This is a genomic window from uncultured Holdemanella sp., from assembly GCF_958348295.1.
Lineage (GTDB): Bacteria > Bacillota_I > Bacilli_A > Erysipelotrichales > Erysipelotrichaceae > Holdemanella.
The window spans coordinates 1-17,889 of record NZ_CATVYQ010000001.1; the positions used below are offsets into that span (position 1 = coordinate 1).

The 17,889-nt window shown below is 35.3% G+C and carries 15 protein-coding genes and 4 tRNA genes; 14 read left to right on the plus strand and 5 right to left on the minus strand.

What is annotated here, in order from left to right:
• Nucleotides 1-139 precede the first annotated feature (139 nt).
• Genes Q3907_RS00005 through Q3907_RS00015 form a run of 3 tightly spaced genes read right to left on the minus strand, consistent with a single transcriptional unit; the run spans nt 140 to nt 1,049 of the window.
• Nucleotides 140-289: a hypothetical protein gene (locus Q3907_RS00005; protein ID WP_301896598.1), complete on the minus strand. Its 150-nt coding sequence runs from the start codon at nt 287-289 to the stop codon at nt 140-142.
• 41 nt (nt 290-330) lie between these two features.
• Nucleotides 331-570: a NifU family protein gene (locus tag Q3907_RS00010; RefSeq protein ID WP_117925153.1), complete on the minus strand. Its 240-nt coding sequence runs from the start codon at nt 568-570 to the stop codon at nt 331-333.
• Nucleotides 571-587: 17 nt separating this feature from the next.
• Nucleotides 588-1,049, minus strand: a complete 462-nt coding sequence (locus Q3907_RS00015) for a divergent PAP2 family protein (RefSeq protein ID WP_295644574.1) — start codon at nt 1,047-1,049, stop codon at nt 588-590.
• A 90-nt stretch (nt 1,050-1,139) separates the two neighbouring features.
• Between Q3907_RS00015 and Q3907_RS00020 the strand changes: the two genes are divergently transcribed.
• The 9 genes from Q3907_RS00020 to Q3907_RS00060 all read left to right on the plus strand — a co-directional run bounded on the left by Q3907_RS00020 (nt 1,140) and on the right by Q3907_RS00060 (nt 14,414).
• The gene (locus Q3907_RS00020) at nt 1,140-2,411 is read left to right on the plus strand and encodes a glucose-6-phosphate isomerase (RefSeq protein ID WP_295562690.1); all 1,272 of its coding nucleotides are present in this window, start codon (nt 1,140-1,142) and stop codon (nt 2,409-2,411) included.
• A 159-nt stretch (nt 2,412-2,570) separates the two neighbouring features.
• Nucleotides 2,571-6,119, plus strand: coding sequence for a pyruvate:ferredoxin (flavodoxin) oxidoreductase (gene nifJ / locus Q3907_RS00025; RefSeq protein WP_301896605.1), 3,549 nt, complete (start codon nt 2,571-2,573; stop codon nt 6,117-6,119).
• A 90-nt stretch (nt 6,120-6,209) separates the two neighbouring features.
• On the plus strand, nt 6,210-7,160 hold the full coding sequence (locus tag Q3907_RS00030; RefSeq protein WP_301896607.1) for a P1 family peptidase: 951 nt from the start codon (nt 6,210-6,212) through the stop codon (nt 7,158-7,160).
• A 41-nt stretch (nt 7,161-7,201) separates the two neighbouring features.
• Nucleotides 7,202-7,879, plus strand: a complete 678-nt coding sequence (locus Q3907_RS00035) for an HAD family hydrolase (RefSeq protein WP_301896609.1) — start codon at nt 7,202-7,204, stop codon at nt 7,877-7,879.
• A gap of 251 nt (nt 7,880-8,130) precedes the next feature.
• On the plus strand, nt 8,131-8,994 hold the full coding sequence (locus tag Q3907_RS00040) for a peptidase U32 family protein (RefSeq protein ID WP_301896610.1): 864 nt from the start codon (nt 8,131-8,133) through the stop codon (nt 8,992-8,994).
• Entirely contained in the window at nt 8,987-10,189 is a 1,203-nt protein-coding gene (locus Q3907_RS00045) for a U32 family peptidase (RefSeq protein ID WP_301896611.1), read from the plus strand. Before Q3907_RS00040 ends, Q3907_RS00045 begins: the two co-directional genes overlap by 8 nt.
• A gap of 19 nt (nt 10,190-10,208) precedes the next feature.
• On the plus strand, nt 10,209-11,903 hold the full coding sequence (locus Q3907_RS00050) for a proline--tRNA ligase (RefSeq protein ID WP_301896613.1): 1,695 nt from the start codon (nt 10,209-10,211) through the stop codon (nt 11,901-11,903).
• Nucleotides 11,904-11,997: 94 nt separating this feature from the next.
• Nucleotides 11,998-13,701: a hypothetical protein gene (locus tag Q3907_RS00055; protein WP_301896614.1), complete on the plus strand. Its 1,704-nt coding sequence runs from the start codon at nt 11,998-12,000 to the stop codon at nt 13,699-13,701.
• Between the two features lie 2 nt (nt 13,702-13,703).
• The gene (locus Q3907_RS00060; RefSeq protein ID WP_301896616.1) at nt 13,704-14,414 is read left to right on the plus strand and encodes a Bax inhibitor-1/YccA family protein; all 711 of its coding nucleotides are present in this window, start codon (nt 13,704-13,706) and stop codon (nt 14,412-14,414) included.
• Nucleotides 14,415-14,984: 570 nt separating this feature from the next.
• Here the strand turns inward: Q3907_RS00060 and Q3907_RS00065 are convergent.
• Nucleotides 14,985-15,866 (minus strand): YitT family protein, encoded by an 882-nt coding sequence (locus Q3907_RS00065; RefSeq protein ID WP_301896617.1) that lies wholly within the window; start codon nt 15,864-15,866, stop codon nt 14,985-14,987.
• Between the two features lie 167 nt (nt 15,867-16,033).
• Between Q3907_RS00065 and Q3907_RS00070 the strand changes: the two genes are divergently transcribed.
• The 5 genes from Q3907_RS00070 (at nt 16,034) to Q3907_RS00090 (ending at nt 16,749) form a co-directional block, all read left to right on the plus strand.
• Nucleotides 16,034-16,107: transfer RNA gene (locus Q3907_RS00070), tRNA-Cys, on the plus strand.
• A 7-nt stretch (nt 16,108-16,114) separates the two neighbouring features.
• Nucleotides 16,115-16,201, plus strand: a tRNA-Leu gene (locus Q3907_RS00075).
• Nucleotides 16,202-16,227: 26 nt separating this feature from the next.
• A tRNA-Cys gene (locus Q3907_RS00080) sits at nt 16,228-16,301 on the plus strand.
• 7 nt (nt 16,302-16,308) lie between these two features.
• Nucleotides 16,309-16,395 (plus strand) — tRNA-Leu (locus Q3907_RS00085).
• Between the two features lie 132 nt (nt 16,396-16,527).
• Nucleotides 16,528-16,749, plus strand: coding sequence for a hypothetical protein (locus Q3907_RS00090; RefSeq protein WP_301896618.1), 222 nt, complete (start codon nt 16,528-16,530; stop codon nt 16,747-16,749).
• A gap of 226 nt (nt 16,750-16,975) precedes the next feature.
• On the opposite strand, the gene Q3907_RS00095 is transcribed toward Q3907_RS00090, so the two are convergent.
• The gene (locus Q3907_RS00095; RefSeq protein ID WP_301896619.1) at nt 16,976-17,860 is read right to left on the minus strand and encodes a putative manganese transporter; all 885 of its coding nucleotides are present in this window, start codon (nt 17,858-17,860) and stop codon (nt 16,976-16,978) included.
• Between the last annotated feature and the right edge of the window lie 29 nt (nt 17,861-17,889).

Consider the following 17,889-nt stretch of genomic DNA (forward strand, 5'->3'; position numbering starts at 1 on the left):
GGTAAAAATCCTCCTCTATAATTCCTTCGGATTATGTTTAAAATTCCGCTTTTTGACTTGTCAAGTGTTTTTTACACTTCTTGCACAAAAAAAGAGCCCTACCTATTTATAGGTAAGACTCATAAATTTAAGAATTGTCTTAACTTAATGACATTGGGGAAACAGCGGAAATGGCGGCCGAACCTATATTGGTAACCATAATGGTGTCGACAGATCCCATTAATGCGGTTAAAACTTGTTCGAACATCAATGGAATTAATAATCTTTTTAATTGTTCTTTGGTGTACATAATCAAAACTCCTAAAAAATAAAAAGATATCTTTCGATATCTTAACCTACAAGTACTACATCACGGATGTTTGGTACTTCTTCAAGCAATAATTCTTTGATTCCACCTGAGAAATCTTCAGAGGCCATCATGCATCCTTGGCATGCACCTTTGAAAGATACATATACGACATTGAATTCATCAACTCCTAATAGTTCAATGTCGCCTCCGTCATGTTGGATATATGGACGAATCTTATCTAAACAATCATTAACGGCTTTACTATCTACTACAGTATCCATAAAATAACACTCCTAACTTATAAAAATAGTGGACATAAAATCAATGGGACAAGAAGTCCTACCACAAATCCTCCAATGACTTCAACAAATTTATGACCAAGAACGTTCTTTAATTTTTCTTGATAGATTGGATCATCAAAACGAAGTCCTGTCATTTCACGTAAATCTTTGACTAACTGTTGCGTTAATTCAATATTTTTACCAGAATAATAACGAACGTGACATGCATCGTACATGACAATAAAGGAAAAAATTGTGGTTACGGCAAATATGGCTGAATCAAAGCCTTCCTGAATTCCTATGGAAAGGGAAAGGGCCGTTACGGTTGATGAGTGACTGCTTGGAAAGCCGCCACTTGCGATGACCCAGTGTAAGTCCCATTTGCCAGTTCTATAATAATATACGACCGTTTTTCCTACTTGTGCAAGCACATTGCTTAAAAGTGCAGTAACAAGTGGATATAAGGACGATGGTATCATAAACTCTCACTCCTAACAAAAAACATTATATCACACATTGTTAATTCGTGGTATAATCATCCTTAGGATAGCTATGGAGGGAAAATAAATATGATTACGTTAGATTTAAATCATGCTTTCTTAAAAGAAGATGTAAAGGCTTATCAAGATCAAGTTCGCGCAATTGATGAAGCTTTACAAAATGGCACATGCAAAGGAAATGACTTTATTGGTTGGCTTAACTGGGCTAATAACTACGACAAAGAAGAATTCAAACGTATTAAAGAAGTCGCAGCTAAAGTACGTGAAAACACAGAAGTATTCGTTGTATGTGGTATTGGAGGATCTTATTTAGGTGCTCGTGCTGCCATTGAAATGATGAATGGTTTATACGGTGACAACAAACCTGAAATCATCTATATGGGAAACACTTTCTCATCTACTTATATTTCACAAGTTATGAACTATATAAAAGATAAGGAAGTTACTGTAAATGTTATTTCTAAATCTGGAACTACAACTGAAACAGCATTGGCTTTCCGTATCTTGAAACAATTTATGGAAGAAAAATATGGTGAAGATGCGAAGAATCGTATTATTGCCACTACAGACAAGGCTAGAGGAACATTGAAAGCTTTAGCTGATAAAGAAGGATATGAAACATTCGTAATTCCTGATGATATTGGTGGTCGTTTCTCGGTAATTACACCAGTTGGATTATTGCCAATTGCAGTAGCTGGAATTGATATCGATGCTTTGATGAAAGGTTTACATGATGGTATGGGTGAATATGGAGATGCAGATCTTGAAAAGAACCCTGCTTACCAATATGCAGTAGCTCGTCGTATTCTTCAAAATCAAGGATATGATGTTGAATTATTAGTAAACTATGAACCTCAAATGCAGATGGTTGCAGAATGGTGGAAACAATTGTTTGGAGAAAGTGAAGGAAAAGATGGAAAGGGTATTTTACCGGATTCAGTATGCTTCTCAACAGACTTACACTCTTTAGGACAATTTGTTCAGGAAGGTAAGAAAGTATTGTTTGAAACAAACTTATATGTTGAAACACCAATGATTGACTTAACATTCCCTAATGATGAAGCAAACGAAGATGGAATGAACTATTTAGCTGGTAAGAGTGTTGACTGGGCTAATAAGATGGCTGCTAAAGGAACTTTACAGGCTCATGAAGAAACTGGTGGAGTACCTAATATCTTATTAACTATGCCAGGCATGACTTCTTATGACTTTGGTAATATGTGTATGTTCTTCTTCAAGGCTGTTGCAATGACTACATTGATGAATGATTCAAATCCATTCAACCAGCCTGGTGTTGAAGTTTATAAAAAGAACATGTTCAAATTATTAGGTAAAGAATAATGATGAAAATAGAGATGTAAGCAAGTGTTTACGTCTCTTTTTTATACGCTTACAAATTAGATGTGACTAACCTCTATAGTGAATTTAATCTTTAAAATTTGACATGAAGCTCGTATAATAAACTATGGTATTGAATATCTATAAAGGAGGAAATTTTAAATGCCTAGAGCAAAACAGTCTATGGATGGAAATACGGCTGCGGCTCACGTTGCGTATGCTTTTACAGACGTTGCTGCAATTTACCCTATTACACCATCTAGTCCAATGGCAGACTCTATTGACCAATGGTCTGCAGCTGGACAAAAAAATATTTTTGGAAATCAAGTAGTTGTAAGTGAATTACAATCAGAAGCAGGTGCTGCTGGTGCAGTTCATGGATCATTAGCTGCTGGTGCATTGACTAATACTTTCACTGCATCTCAAGGTTTATTATTGATGATTCCAAACATGTACAAGATTGCTGCTGAACAATTACCTTGTGTATTCGATGTTTCTGCACGTACAGTTGCAACTCATGCATTGAATATCTTTGGTGATCACTCAGACGTTTATGCTTGTCGTCAAACAGGTTTCGCAATGTTATGTGAAACTAACCCTCAGGAAGTTATGGACTTATCTCCAGTAGCTCACTTAGCTGCTTTAGAAGGTAAAGTACCATTCATTAACTTCTTTGATGGATTCCGTACTTCTCACGAAATTCAAAAAATTGAAAAATGGGACTACGAAGATTTAAAAGAAATGTGTCCAATGGAAGCAGTTGAGGAATTCCGTAAACACGCTTTAAATCCAGAACGTCCAACTATGCGTGGTTCTCACGAAAATGGAGATATTTTCTTCCAACACCGTGAAGCATGTAACACTGCATATGATGAATTACCTGCTGTAGTTGAAAAATACATGGGTAAAATCAACGAAAAATTAGGAACAAACTATGACTTGTTCAACTACTATGGAGATCCTGAAGCTGATCGTGTAATCATCGCTATGGGTTCTATCAATGATGTTGCTGAAGAAGTTATCGACTACTTAACTGCAAAAGGAGAAAAAGTTGGTTTAGTTAAGGTTCGTTTATATCGTCCTTGGTCAAGCAAACACTTATTAAAAGTTCTTCCTAAGACAGCTAAGAAAGTTGCAGTACTTGACCGTACTAAAGAACCAGGTGCTCTAGCAGACCCATTATACTTAGATGTAGCTACAACACTTCGTGAAGCAGGATTAAATGACATCACTCTTTGCGGTGGACGTTATGGTTTAGGATCTAAGGATACTCCACCTTCAAGTGTATTCGCTGTTTACACAGAATTGTTAAAAGACGAACCAAAACCTCGTTTTACAATTGGTATCGTGGATGACGTTACAAACTTATCATTGCCAGAAGTTAAACCAGCTCCTAACACTTCAACTCCAGGAACTGTTGAATGTAAATTCTGGGGTCTTGGAGGAGATGGTACTGTAGGTGCTAACAAGAACTCTACTAAGATCATCGGTGACCACACTGACAAATACATTCAGGCTTACTTCCAATATGACTCTAAGAAAACAGGTGGTATCACAATTTCTCACTTGCGTTTTGGAGACAAGCCAATCCGTAGCCCATACTACATTAACCAAGCTGACTTTGTAGCTTGTCACAACCCTTCATATGTAGTAAATGGATACAAGATGGTTCAAGACGTTAAACCTGGTGGTGTATTCATGATCAACTGCCAATGGTCAGACGAAGAATTAGACAAACACATGCCTGCTGAATCTAAAAAATATATTGCAGACAACAATATTCAATTGTACACAATCAATGCCATCGATAAAGCTATCGAAATCGGTATGGGTAAACGTACAAACACAATCTTACAATCAGCATTCTTCAAATTAGCTAACATTATGCCAATTGATGAAGCCGTAGATTACATGAAAGCAGCTGCTAAGAAATCTTACTCTAAGAAGGGTGATGCAGTTGTAGAAATGAACTACAAAGCTATCGATGCTGGTGTAGGTGCAACTCACAAAGTTGAAATCCCTGCATCTTGGGCTAACCCAGAAGCTGATGCACCAAAACCTGAATTATCAGGACGTCCTGCAACAGTTAAGATGGTTAAAGACATCATGGAACCAGTTAACAAAATGGATGGAGATTCATTACCTGTATCTGCATTTACTGGAAACATCGATGGTCAATGGGAAACTGGTGCTAGTGCTTACGAAAAACGTGGTACAGCTGTTACAGTTCCTGAATGGGATGCTGAAAAATGTATTCAATGTAACCAATGTGCATTCGTATGTTCTCACGCTACTATTCGTCCATTCTTATTGAGCGAAGAAGAAGTTAAAGCTGCTCCTGCACATATCAAATTAGCTGATGTTAAACCAAAAGCTACAGAATTTAAATATACAATGAGTGTATCTCCATTAGATTGTATGGGATGTGGTGAATGTATCACTGTATGTCCAACTCAAGCTATTAAGATGGTACCTCAAGAATCTCAAGCTGAACAACAACCAGTATTTGATTACTTAGTAGCTAACGTTTCTAAGAAAGATTCTGGATTCGCTGATGACACAGTTAAGGGTTCTCAATACAACCAACCATTGTTAGAGTTCTCAGGTTCATGTGCTGGATGTGCTGAAACATCATATGCTCGTTTAATTACTCAATTATTCGGTGAACACATGTATGTATCTAATGCGACTGGATGTTCTTCAATCTGGGGTGGTCCAGCATCTGTATCTCCATATACAGTAAACAAAGATAGCTTACAAGGACCAGCATGGGCTAACTCATTGTTCGAAGACAATGCTGAACACGGATTCGGTATGCAATTAGGACAAAAAGTATTACGTGAACAAGCTATCGAAAAATTAGGTGCTATGAATGAAAGCGAAAAAGCAACTCCTGAATTCAAGGCTGCATTCGAAAAATTCATGGAAACTAAAGAAAATACTCGTACTAACACAGAAGCAACTAAGGCATTATTGGTAGAAGTAGAAAAAGCTGCTGAAGCTGGATGCCCAGATGCTAAAGCTGTATTAGACAAGAAAGAATACTTAGCTAAGAAATCTGTTTGGATCTTCGGTGGAGACGGATGGGCTTATGATATCGGATTCGGTGGATTAGACCACGTTCTTGCATCAGGTGAAAACGTAAACGTTATGGTATTCGATACAGAAATGTATTCAAACACTGGTGGACAGGCTTCTAAAGCATCTAACATCGGTGAAGTTTGTCAGTTCGCTGCAGCTGGTAAAGAAATGAAGAAAAAATCTTTAGCAGAAATCGCAATGAGCTACGGATACGTTTATGTAGCACAAATCGCTCTTGGAGCTAACCCTGCACAAGCAGTTAAATGTATTGCTGAAGCAGAAGCTTATCCAGGACCATCTTTAATCATCGGTTATGCACCATGTGAATTACACGGTATTGCTAAGGGTGGAATGAACCACTGTCAAGATGAAATGAAGAAAGCTGTTAAATCTGGATACTGGAACTTATTCTCATTTGATCCAGCTAAGAAAGAAGCAGGAAAGAACCCATTCACATTAACTTCTAAAGAAGGAGATGGAACTTACCAAGACTTCTTACACAACGAATCTCGTTACACTCGTTTAGTTAAACCATTCCCTGAAAGAGCAGAAAAATTATTTGCTAAGTCAGAAGAAGTAGCTAAAGAACGTTACGAACACTTACAACGTTTAGTTGAGCTTTACAAGTAAGAAATGAATAAAGAAGCTGATTGATTTCGGCTTCTTTTTTTGTGAAAATTTTTAAAATTTTACTATAATAGTTTTCAGAGGTGTTTAATTATGGAAAAAGGAAAATTAAATCGAATAACAGATGTAGAAGGTGTACTTGTAGGACATAAAACAATTTCTTCTGGTTCTCATCAAACAGGTGTAACATTTATTCGTACGGCTGAAGATGTATTTCATCAAAAGTTAGCTTGTGGTTGTAGTATCCTAAATGGTTTTGGAAAGACAACTGGACTTCCACAAATTATGGAGTTGGGGACTTTGGAAAGCTATATTTGTTTGACAAACACATTAAATGTGGGGGTTGTTCAACAAGCCTTAGTGGATATCATGGTCAAAGAAAATGAGGACTTAACCAGTGTTAATGTTGTCGTTGGAGAATGTAACGATGGTTATTTAAATGCGATTCGTGATTGTGTTGTTACTAAAGAAGATGTCTTAGATGCGTATGCTGATTGTAAAAAAGAGTTTGAACTTGGCAGTGTTGGAGCAGGTCGAGGCATGTCTTGTTTTGAAATGTCAGGTGGTATTGGATCAAGCTCAAGAGTCTTTGAGATTGATGGAAATACATATACTCTAGGTGTACTTGTACTCTCTAATTTTGGTTTAAGAGAACAATATTTGTTAGATAAAGTAGAGGGGAATCAATTGCCTTTAGAACAAGAAAAAGGTTCGATTATGATGATTATTGCGACGGATGCTCCATTAAGTGATCGTCAACTTCATAGAGTTTGTAATCGTATGCCAGTAGGTTTAGCACTTACAGGATCACATATGGGTAATGGTTCAGGAGATATTGCGATTGCGTTTAGTACCGCAAATCGTTATGGATCTGAAGAAATTCATTCTTTAACACAAATCAATGATAATAAGATCAATGTTGTATTTGATGCAGCGATTGAATCTTGTAAAGAAGCTGTGCACTTATCTTTAATTGAAAATGAAGAGGTGACTGGACAGTCGGGTCATGTTCGTAAGTGTTTAAATCAAGTGAAGATTCAGTAGTCGAATCTTCACTTTTATGTTATATTTCATCTGGTGATTATATGAAGAAATTAATGTTTGATTGTGATGATACACTTTATGATTTATCTTGGCCATTTCGCAAATGCATGGAAGAATTTCTTCCTAGTGTAGATGTGGATATGAATCAATTTTATGCAGATTATCGTAAGTTTGGTGACATGATTTTTGATGATCTTCAAAAAGGAAAGATCACAATTGATGAATCTGGTGTTTATCGTATTGAAAAAGCTTGTGAAAAGTATGATATTGAATTTTCTCACTCAAAATCTGTAGAGTTTCAGTCTCGCTATAAATATTATCAGCATCATATTGAAATGGATGCACCATTGATTGATTATTTCTCGCATTGTGAAGATGAACTTGCGATTTTGACAAATGGAGAGGATACGCATCAAAGAATGAAATTAGAAGTACTTCATGTCTTTGATTATTTTAAACCAGAAAATGTATTTACAAGTGGACGGCTTGGGGTCGCAAAACCGGATGTGAATGCATTTAAAAAGTGTATGGAAGCGATGCAGGAAGATATTCATGAATGGTATTATGTGGGGGATAACTATATCAATGATATGCAAGTTGCAAAAAATGCAGGCATGAAGACGATTCATTTTAATCGTCATCATCAGGCAAGTGGTCCTTTGGCAGATCATGTCGTATATTCGGCTAAAGAATTGGTTGAATTCATTAAAAAAGACTAGATTGAACTAGCCTAGTTAAGAATGTCATAATGGCATTCTTTTTTCTACAATTCTTCTTCTCCAATGATTTCATCTGACCATATTTCTTCTTGTTTGGTGTCTTCAGTATAATCTTCAAATCTTTCAGTTAATGTTTGTTTGTTCACATTTAAAGTATACATGAAACTATGTCTGATTTAAATAGGAGGTTAAGTAGGCATAGAATCACATTTGTGGTAAAATAACTATGTATGTTTTGATAAGGAGTAATTATGTTTATAACAACAATTCATTCTATTGATTCATTAGAAAAATTAAAAAGGGCTAAGGCAGATGCCGTAATCATTGGTGTTGAACATTATTCAATTCGGTCAAGTATTACGGTAAAAAAAGAGGATTTACAGCTTTGGAAGAAGAAGTGTAAAAAGCTTGGCCTAAAATTATATATCAACTTTTTAAGATTATGTATGGATAGTGATCTTTATGGTGTTCGTGAATACTTTTCGATTTTTAAAGAACTAGATGTAGATGGTATTTATTATGCGGATGAAGGACTATATTTCGAGGCGAAACAATTGGGTATTGAATCCAAATTGATTTATCAACCGGAAACACTAGTAGCTTCAAGTGCAGACGTTGATTTTTATATGTCTTTAGGTATTCAGTCTGTATCTTTAGCACATGAATTGAGTCTTGAAGAAGTGGTAAGTATTGGAAAGCACAATCCGGGTATTGAAATCTTAGTGCATGGGTATTTCTCAATTCTATATTCGAGAAGGCCTTTGGTAACAAACTATTTAGAGGCTGTGAATCAACCGGTATGTTCATTACCATGTCATTATGATTTGATTGAACAAACTAGACAAGAGCGTATGCCAATTGTACAAGATGAAACGGGTACGCATATCTTTAGTGAAATGCCAATCAATTCATTGCAGGAAATGTGGGATTTTACAGATGTAGGAATGCATCGTTTCCGTATTGATTCTTTGTTCTTTGATGATGATTGGACAGTTGAAATCTTAGGTTTATATGATTTGGCTTTACAAGGCATTAAAATTACGGATGATGAATCAAGTAATCGTTGGTATTTGGAAGAGACAATTAAGAAAAAGGAGGAGCAAGTAAATGAATAAAATTGAATTATTGGCTCCTGCTGGAAATTTAGAAAAAGCGAAGATTGCGATTTTATATGGTGCGGATGCCGTATATATTGGTGGAAAACAGTTTAGCTTGCGTTCGCGTGCTAGTAATTTTTCCATTGATGAAATTGCGGAATTAGTGCAGTTTGCGAATGCACATAATAGTCATGTGCATGTAACTGTGAATATGCTTCCACATGAATCGGATCTTGATGGAATCGAAGATTATTTAAAAACGTTGGATTCGATTGGTGTACATGCGATTATTGTGGCAAGTCCATCGATTATGATGTTGGCTAAAAAGCTTGGATGCAAGTTTGAAGTGCATGTATCTACACAGCATTCTTCTACAAATTCAAGTGCTGCAAGATTCTGGAAAGAAAAGGGCATGGACCGTGTCGTACTGGCTAGAGAATGTCAAATGGAGGATATTCGTTCAATTTGTGAAGAGAATATATTGCCAATTGAAGTCTTTATTCATGGAGGTATGTGTATTTCATTTTCAGGACGTTGTGTATTGAGTAATCATATGACTCTTCGTGATGCAAATCGTGGTGGATGTGCACAAAGTTGTCGTTGGAAATATCATTTGATGGATGGTGAAACAGAATTAAGCAATCCGACAAATTTATTCTCCATGTCTTCAAAAGATTTACAAGCAGTAGATTATATTGAGGATTTCATCCATATGGGTGTAGCATCTTTGAAAATTGAAGGACGAATGAAAAGTGCTTATTATTTAGCTACGGTTGTTTCTAGCTATCGTATGTTGATTGATTATATTTATGAGCATGGTCATGCGGATGTTGAAATCATTGAGCGTGTAAAAAAAGAAATCGCAAAGGCAGAAAATCGACCGACTGGGCCGGGCTTCTATAATGGTCTTCCTGGATATAAGGTGCAGTTGTATCAAGATCATGATGAAACGGTAACACAGGAATATGTAGCCATTGTGCAGGATTATGACAAGGCAAGCCAGATGGCGACTTTGCAGGTGAAAAATCATTTTATGCCCAATCAGGATTTAGAAATATTTGGTCCTCACATTCCAAGTACAATTGTACATGTAGATGATGTGTATGATAGTGACAAGAATGTATTAGAAGTATGTAATAAGCCAATGCAGATCGTACATACGAAGTGGTCTGGGCCTATTGAAAAAGATGCGATGATTCGTAAGATAAGATAAGTGGAAGAGGTAAGTAAAGATGAAATTAAGTCAGAGTTTCTTTTATACATTAAGAGAAAATGCGAAAGATGAAGATAGCGTATCAAGTAATTTATTGGTGCGTGCAGGAATGATCAAAAAATGTTCAAACGGAATTTATATGATCATGCCTATGGGAAAGAAGGTTCTTTCTAAAGTAGAAAATATTATTCGTGAAGAAATGGATGCGAAAGATGCACAAGAATTATTGATGCCAGCGTTGATTCCTGAAGATGTATATGTACAATCTGGTCGTCGTGAAGCTTTCGGATCTAATATGTTCTCTTTGAGTGATCGTTACAATAAACGTTATGTTTTGGGTCCAACTCATGAAGAATTGTTTGCGGTCGCAAGTAGTATGGATGGTAAATCTTATAAGGATTTCCCTTATAACTTATATCAGATTCAAACTAAATATCGTGATGAAACTCGTCCTCGTTATGGATTGATTCGTGTTCGTGAGTTTATCATGAAGGATGCGTATACATTTGATGTGGATGAAGCTGGATTGGATGTAGCATACAATAAAATGTATGATGCATATTGCCGTATTATGGATCGTTTAGGATTGGAATATAAGATTGTTAAGGCCGATACAGGAGCAATGGGTGGTTTATTATCGGAAGAATATCAAGCTCTATCAAGTATTGGTGAAGATGTTGTTGTTGGATGTGAGGGTTGTGACTATTCTAGTAATTTAGAAATCACAGAAGTTGTAGATACTATGCAAGATTCTAGTGAAGAAGAACTTTCTATGGAAGTTGTTGATACACCTAATGCGAAGACAATTGAAGAAGTGGCTGCTTTCTTTGGAAAGAAGGAAAGTGATTTCGTTAAAACATTATTATATAACGTAGATGGAAAAGTCATCGCATTCTGTATTCCTGGTGATCGTGAATTGAATGAAACAAAGGCATTGAAGTTATTGGGTGCAAATGAAATGGAATTGGCTAGCTTTGAACAAGTAGAACAAGTTACACATGCTCGTGTTGGTTTTGCTGGTCCAGTCGGTATTGATTGTCCAGTCTATATGGATCGTCAAATCAAGCATATGAAAAACTTCATTGTAGGCGCAAACCAATCGGATCGTCACATTAAGAATGTGAACTGTAAAGATTTTACGGCTGTTGAAGTCGCAGATCTTTGTCAGGTAAAAGAAGGGGATATTTGTCCTAAGTGTGGTAAAAAGTTAACTTTCCAACATGGTATTGAAGTTGGTAACTTATTTAAATTGGGAACTAAATATTCTAAGAGTATGAATCTTTACTATACAGATGCCAATAATCAATTACAGCCAGTATGGATGGGAAGTTATGGTATTGGTCTAGAAAGATGTATGGCTGCCGTTGCTGATCAGCATCATGATGATTTTGGTATTAAATGGCCAGTGGAAATCGCACCATTTAGACTTGCGATTGTTCCAGTATCATTAAAAGATGAAGAACAAGTTAAGATTGCCAATGATTTATATGAATATTGTAAAGAACATAAATTCGATGTAATTTTAGATGATCGTAATGAGCGTCCAGGTGTTAAATTCAAAGACATGGAATTGATTGGTGTTCCTTATCGTATTACGGTAGGTCGTGGTGTCAAAGAAGGAAAATTAGAGTGGACAGATCGTTATACAGGTGAAAAGAGTGAAATTGCGATTGAGGATGTATATTCTGAAATTGAAAAAGTTTTTGCCATGTAAACGCTTGTACTTGGAATATAAACAAAAAATTTAGAATCACATTTACTTTCAAAGGTTTTTCATGTATATTAGTCATAGTTAAAGGAGTGTAATTATGCAAAATAAAATTGAAATTTTTAACAATCAGGTTATTATCAACTATAATTTGGCGTATCCAAAGAGTCGTGAGGTTTTATTAAAGTCTCATACATTCGCAAAATTCGTTCAATATTTCATTGAATATCAGGAAACAGATAATGTGAATATGTATGCTTATTTGACAAAAAATGGTGAATTGAATTCAAAAGAAGCAGCTTATGATTTCTGTCATTTCTTACGTTTATTGTCAATCTTTACTTGTGAAGAATTAAAAGATGAATATTATCTTTCAGATAAAGATGCAACTTTAGATGTTATTGAAGAGATGTATCGTACTTGGCGTTCTTTACAACGTTTTGGATATATGAAGAGTGATAATTCAACGGATTTTGGTATTAATACATTAGTGGCATTTGACTCAGCTTCAAATGATTTATTACTTCGTACATATCGTTTGTTTGAAGAAAAATTAATGGGAAGACCAAACTTAGTGTATCGTCAGGTTCAAGCTGGAACGAATGCATGTTTTTCTGCTCACACTTTGGATAAAGTATGGGCTGATGAATATGCAGCTTTACAAGATATTCCAATGATTGATACAGTTATGTTAAGAACTCCAATGATTTTGCATCCAAAATCAAGTAAACGTACAGGTATGTTTACTGAAATTGATACACAGCCTATGACATATTTCAAAAAGGGAGAATCAAACTGGTTCTGTTATCCTTGTAAAGTTGGAGCTTTATTATGTTTCGTATACTTCAACTCAAAATATATGTCAAGTGCATTGAGTATGGCTAATTTATTTGAATTAGCTACTAAAGAAGAGAGTGCGCAAAAACCAGATCTTGTTGTTATTTTTGGTAACGATGATGGAAATGATGCTACAAACTTCTATTATGATGATGCAAATGATATTTGGGTAGGATGTATCAGTGATAATCCTCGTATCGAATACTTTGGATATTTAAAGAAAATGTGTTTAACATTACACAACTTAGCTCAGATGAAAAAAGGATGGTTACCAATACATGGTGCTTTCGTAAACATCTATTTAAAGGATGGAACAAAGAAAGGTATCATGTTGATGGGTGATAGTGGTGCTGGTAAATCTGAGTCGATTGAAGCATTAAAGGCTGCTGCTGGCGATATGATTCGTGAAGTTGAAGTTGTGTTTGATGATATGGGAACGATTCACTTAGAAGATGGTGTTCCATATGGTCAGGGTACTGAAATTGGTGCTTTCATTCGTCTAGATGACTTGGATCCAGGTACTCCATATCGTGATATGGACCGTTCAATTTTCATGGCTCCAGAAAATCCAAACGCACGTATGATTCAGCCAGCAGCTCCATATCGTGTTGTTGTTCACAACCATAAAATTGACTTATTTGCATACGCAAACAACTACACAAATGAATTTGGTCTAAAGAAATTAACTGTACAAGAAGTAAAAGATACTTGTAAGTTAGGTAAGCGTATGGCTTTGGGTACAACACAAGAAGTTGGTATTTCAACTACATATTTCGCAAACCCATTTGGTCCTATGCAAAAGCAAGAACTTTGCGAACCAATCATCGACACAATGTTCCAGGCTCTAGAAGACAATGGAGTATTTGTTGGTGAAATCTACACTCACTTAGGATTCGATAAATCAAACCGTAAAGGTTTAAATATTGCGGCTCAGCAATTATTAGAATTTATCCAGAAGAAGGATTAATAATGTTTAACAACGATTCTATGAATTATTATTCAACAAGCACTTTAAAAAGTGCTTTGTTGAAGTCTTATGCATGGATGGCTATTGCCTTATCTATCACGGCAATTGTATCTTATGGTTTATATGCTACAAATGCTTTATTGATTTTATTAAGTACTATGCCATTTCTATTTATGTTATTTGTGATTGCACCATTTATCTTGTCCATTGCCTTTGGTGTATCAATGGCAAGATCTACATCAAGCACAGGTATGAAGGTTATGTTAGTGCTTTATGCCATCTGTATGGGTGTATCACTTACTTCTATTAGCTATGTATATGATGTAGCTACAATTGGTACTGCTTTTCTAGTCAGTGCAGTTTACTTTATAAGTTTAGCTGTTATTGGTACAACATCTAAAAAGGATTTTACAAGCTTTGGCTCATTATGTATGATTGGACTTTTTGTATTGATTATTACACAATGCTTTATGATGTTATTTAGAGTCAGTATGGATGTTCGCTTGCTTTCTATTATTACTCTATTGATTTTTACAGGCATCACAGTTTGGGATGTTCAAAGAATGAATCGATTGTTGATCCAATCGGATGGTTCAGTCGTAGCACAAGATAAGATTGCCATCTTCATGGCATTACAATTGTATTTAGATTTCTTGAATATCTTCTTAAGAATCTTACAATTGATTGGCATGGGTAATCGTAATAATAAGTAAATTATTTAGGTTTCTATATCTGGTTAAAAATAGATAATGACATGAAATAAGTCATGTTTACTATATCATGGTAAATATGGCTTTTTTTGTTGTTTTAAATCAAAATTTTAATATAAAAAAAGACCTTGCAGGTCTTTATAAAAACTAACATTTTGGAATACCTAATAATATGTCTTTAGCTTCAAAAGATATATAACCATTATTTAAGCTGAAGGTGATTTCATGGTCTTCGATAAATACTTCCAATATGAAAAAAGGGACTATACTGTCAATTTCACATTTAAAATTTGATATATTGTTGAATTTGAAATTCCATACATGTGCATTTTTGTTTGCGATATTACAAGTATATTCTTTTATAGTTATAAAAGCTGAATTGTCGTCTATTTCTATATTACCCATTAGATAATCGTGAAAGTAGTGTTGTTTTTTATATATGTAATCGCATCCTCAAAATTATCAATAATTCGCTCTCTTTCTGTCCACATTTTATTTATACTCCTTTTGCATATTATATGATACCTATGTGGTTGATGGAATAATCGACATAAAAAATGGAGTAGTGTAATACTACTCCAAAGGTTTTTGATAGAAGTTTCCGTAGAAGTTTACTGTATTGTATGTATTGATCAACACTTTAGGATCGACCTTTCTTACATTATCGACAACATCTCTTAATTCATAAGTAGAAATAACGGCTTTACATACATAATACTTACGATGGCTATATGCTCCATAACATTCAAATACGCTCATTCCATGGCGACAAGTGGCCATAAAGGCATCGATTAGTGGGTCAGGATCGTTTGTCGTAAATTCAACGGTAATCTGTGCGTAGCGTTGATATAAAGAAGAAATTGTTTTTGTAGACAAGAATTGGAATAGGATGGAATATCCTGCATAGATCCATCCACATAAGTATCCAAAGACAATGATCATTGCGCAGTTATAGAAGAATACATAGTCCCAGATTCCCCTGTGAATCTTACTAGAAACGTATTGGGCAATGAAATCTGTTCCTCCTGTAGATCCTCCAGCTCTTAGGGCTAGGGAAATGGAGAAGCCCCATAAGAATCCTCCAAAAAGAACATTTAAGATTTGATCTTTAAAGAAAGGTTCAAAATGGAAGATAGAAATAAAGAAGGATACTAGAAAGAAATGCACACAACTCAAAAATGTAAATCTTGGTGAAATGTGTTTGTAGCATAGAATTGCTGCAGGAACATTTAATGCGATGATTCCAACTTGAGTAGGGAAGTTAATGTTTACTAGAGCACAGACTTTATTGATTAATAGAGCAAGTCCTGTAAATCCTCCTGAGATCAAATTGCACGGTGCCATAAATACATTCATGATATAACATTGCATAAAAGCACTAAATACAATCATTATGGTCGACGTTAATAGTCTTAGCTTCTTTTCTTTTTGAAGCTGGTGAATAATGTGTTGCATAATATAAAATACCTCTTGTTTGTTGACCACATTATAATAGGTCATTTGTCAAATAAGTTCAACCAAAAATGAAAAATGTATGGTTTTTAAAAAAATGTAAAAAAAATTAATTTTTTTCTTGCTTTTTATTTTTCGTTGAGGTATTATATATGGGCAGTCAACGAAACGGTTCCGTAGCCAAGTGGTAAGGCAATAGACTGCAACTCTGTGATCATCAGTTCAAATCTGATCGGAACCTCCAATTACATGGGGTCGTGGCGGAATAGGCAGACGCAACGGACTTAAAATCCGTTGGGAGAAATCCCGTGTGGGTTCAAGTCCCACCGTCCCCACCATCGTTTATTAAAAATCAACAAGTTACGGTTCCGTAGCCAAGTGGTAAGGCAATAGACTGCAACTCTGTGATCATCAGTTCAAATCTGATCGGAACCTCCAATTACATGGGGTCGTGGCGGAATAGGCAGACGCAACGGACTTAAAATCCGTTGGGAGAAATCCCGTGTGGGTTCAAGTCCCACCGTCCCCACCATTTTTTGGAAAAGGTAGCTAGAAGCAATAGTTTCTAGCTTTTTTCGTGCTTATTTGGCCAGCACAATAACCAAGTTTACCATATTTGTATTTAAATTTAATGATTAAAATATAATAAAGAGGGGTACATTTTATGAGCTGGATTGAAAGAACAACGAAAAAACGAATTGATGAATTAGATCAACATCCTGAATTGAATTCGAATGATTTTGAACAAAAGGGAAATAAATTAATGAAAGATATTAAATTCTATGTAATTGTCATCTTACTAGCTGCATTAATTTTAGCGCTTTGGTATCAATGGAATCATCCGGAAATTGATATATTTCCATTTCATTTTCCAATATTAGTCTAAGTAGAGGTAACTATGAGTTGGCTTGATAAAATAGCAAAGAAACGATGTGAAACTTGATGCACATCCAGAATTGAATCCAGACAAATTTTCGGAAAAGATGAGTACTCTATATTTTACGGTAGTTTTGTTGATTGTTGCCATACTTATTCTTTTGTTTTGGTATGACACAGAACATTTTGAAATTTGGATCTTCCCACGAAGATAAAAAAAATAGCCACAATTGTGGCTATAATAACATAAATCCAATACCTACAATAATACCTGTTATAAATAAGATGGAAATGGTTCTTAAAATGTCTTTCTTTCTTGCTTCATAACGAATCATGACAATTAAACCGAGTCCTGCATTTGTGACAAGACCTGCAAGTAGTGATCCAAAAGAAAGTTCACCAGTTGTATAAAGCTGAGTTAGAACAACTGTAGCTGCACAGTTAGGGATAAATCCAAATAGTGCGGCAATGATTGGTTGGAATAAATTATCTTGAAGTAAAATCATGGATAATGTTTTTTCTCCAATCCATTCCATTAATAAGGTTAATATAAAACTAGTAATAAAGATGAATACATAGATTTTTAAAGATCTCAAAAGGGCACTGATCCATAATGGATATTCAGGATAACAACATGGACAGCTTGATCCAGAACTTTCTTCCTCCTCATATTCGTCTTCATCATAATCCTCTTCTTCCATATCTTCGAAGCGGAGGATTTTTTGATGGCGAAATAGTACGTGATCGGTAAATAATCCAACGATGATCGCAATGACAAGTTTTAATCCTAAAATACCAAGTAGAGATGAATACATCTTAGGATTACTAATAAGGATTGGAATGGCTTCATCACTTGTCGCAATCATAACACTGACTAAAGTTCCAAGTGTAATGTTATTTTGAACAAACAACATGGCAGCTAGAATACTAAATCCACATTGTGGAATCAATCCTACTATTGCACCTAGAATAGGTCCAAGTCTTTGTAGTCCAAAGAAGAGTTTGTCGTCTTGCGTATTCTTTCTTTCAAAAACTTCTAATATACAATAAGTAATATACAATAGTGGAAGCATAGCCCATGTATCGTGTATTGTATTTAAAATAATATCTATAAAATTCAAAGGTAGTTCCTCCTAACTTACATAAGTAT

Excerpts from the sequence above, each read along its gene's own strand:
- Q3907_RS00005 (WP_301896598.1), bottom strand. The coding sequence starts at position 289 with ATGTACACCAAAGAACAATTAAAAAGATTATTAATTCCATTGATGTTC.
- Q3907_RS00010 (WP_117925153.1), bottom strand. The coding sequence starts at position 570 with ATGGATACTGTAGTAGATAGTAAAGCCGTTAATGATTGTTTAGATAAG.
- Q3907_RS00015 (WP_295644574.1), bottom strand. The coding sequence starts at position 1,049 with ATGATACCATCGTCCTTATATCCACTTGTTACTGCACTTTTAAGCAAT.
- Q3907_RS00020 (WP_295562690.1), top strand. The coding sequence starts at position 1,140 with ATGATTACGTTAGATTTAAATCATGCTTTCTTAAAAGAAGATGTAAAG.
- nifJ (WP_301896605.1), top strand. The coding sequence starts at position 2,571 with ATGCCTAGAGCAAAACAGTCTATGGATGGAAATACGGCTGCGGCTCAC.
- Q3907_RS00030 (WP_301896607.1), top strand. The coding sequence starts at position 6,210 with ATGGAAAAAGGAAAATTAAATCGAATAACAGATGTAGAAGGTGTACTT.
- Q3907_RS00035 (WP_301896609.1), top strand. The coding sequence starts at position 7,202 with ATGAAGAAATTAATGTTTGATTGTGATGATACACTTTATGATTTATCT.
- Q3907_RS00040 (WP_301896610.1), top strand. The coding sequence starts at position 8,131 with ATGTTTATAACAACAATTCATTCTATTGATTCATTAGAAAAATTAAAA.
- Q3907_RS00045 (WP_301896611.1), top strand. The coding sequence starts at position 8,987 with ATGAATAAAATTGAATTATTGGCTCCTGCTGGAAATTTAGAAAAAGCG.
- Q3907_RS00050 (WP_301896613.1), top strand. The coding sequence starts at position 10,209 with ATGAAATTAAGTCAGAGTTTCTTTTATACATTAAGAGAAAATGCGAAA.
- Q3907_RS00055 (WP_301896614.1), top strand. The coding sequence starts at position 11,998 with ATGCAAAATAAAATTGAAATTTTTAACAATCAGGTTATTATCAACTAT.
- Q3907_RS00060 (WP_301896616.1), top strand. The coding sequence starts at position 13,704 with ATGTTTAACAACGATTCTATGAATTATTATTCAACAAGCACTTTAAAA.
- Q3907_RS00065 (WP_301896617.1), bottom strand. The coding sequence starts at position 15,866 with ATGCAACACATTATTCACCAGCTTCAAAAAGAAAAGAAGCTAAGACTA.
- Q3907_RS00090 (WP_301896618.1), top strand. The coding sequence starts at position 16,528 with ATGAGCTGGATTGAAAGAACAACGAAAAAACGAATTGATGAATTAGAT.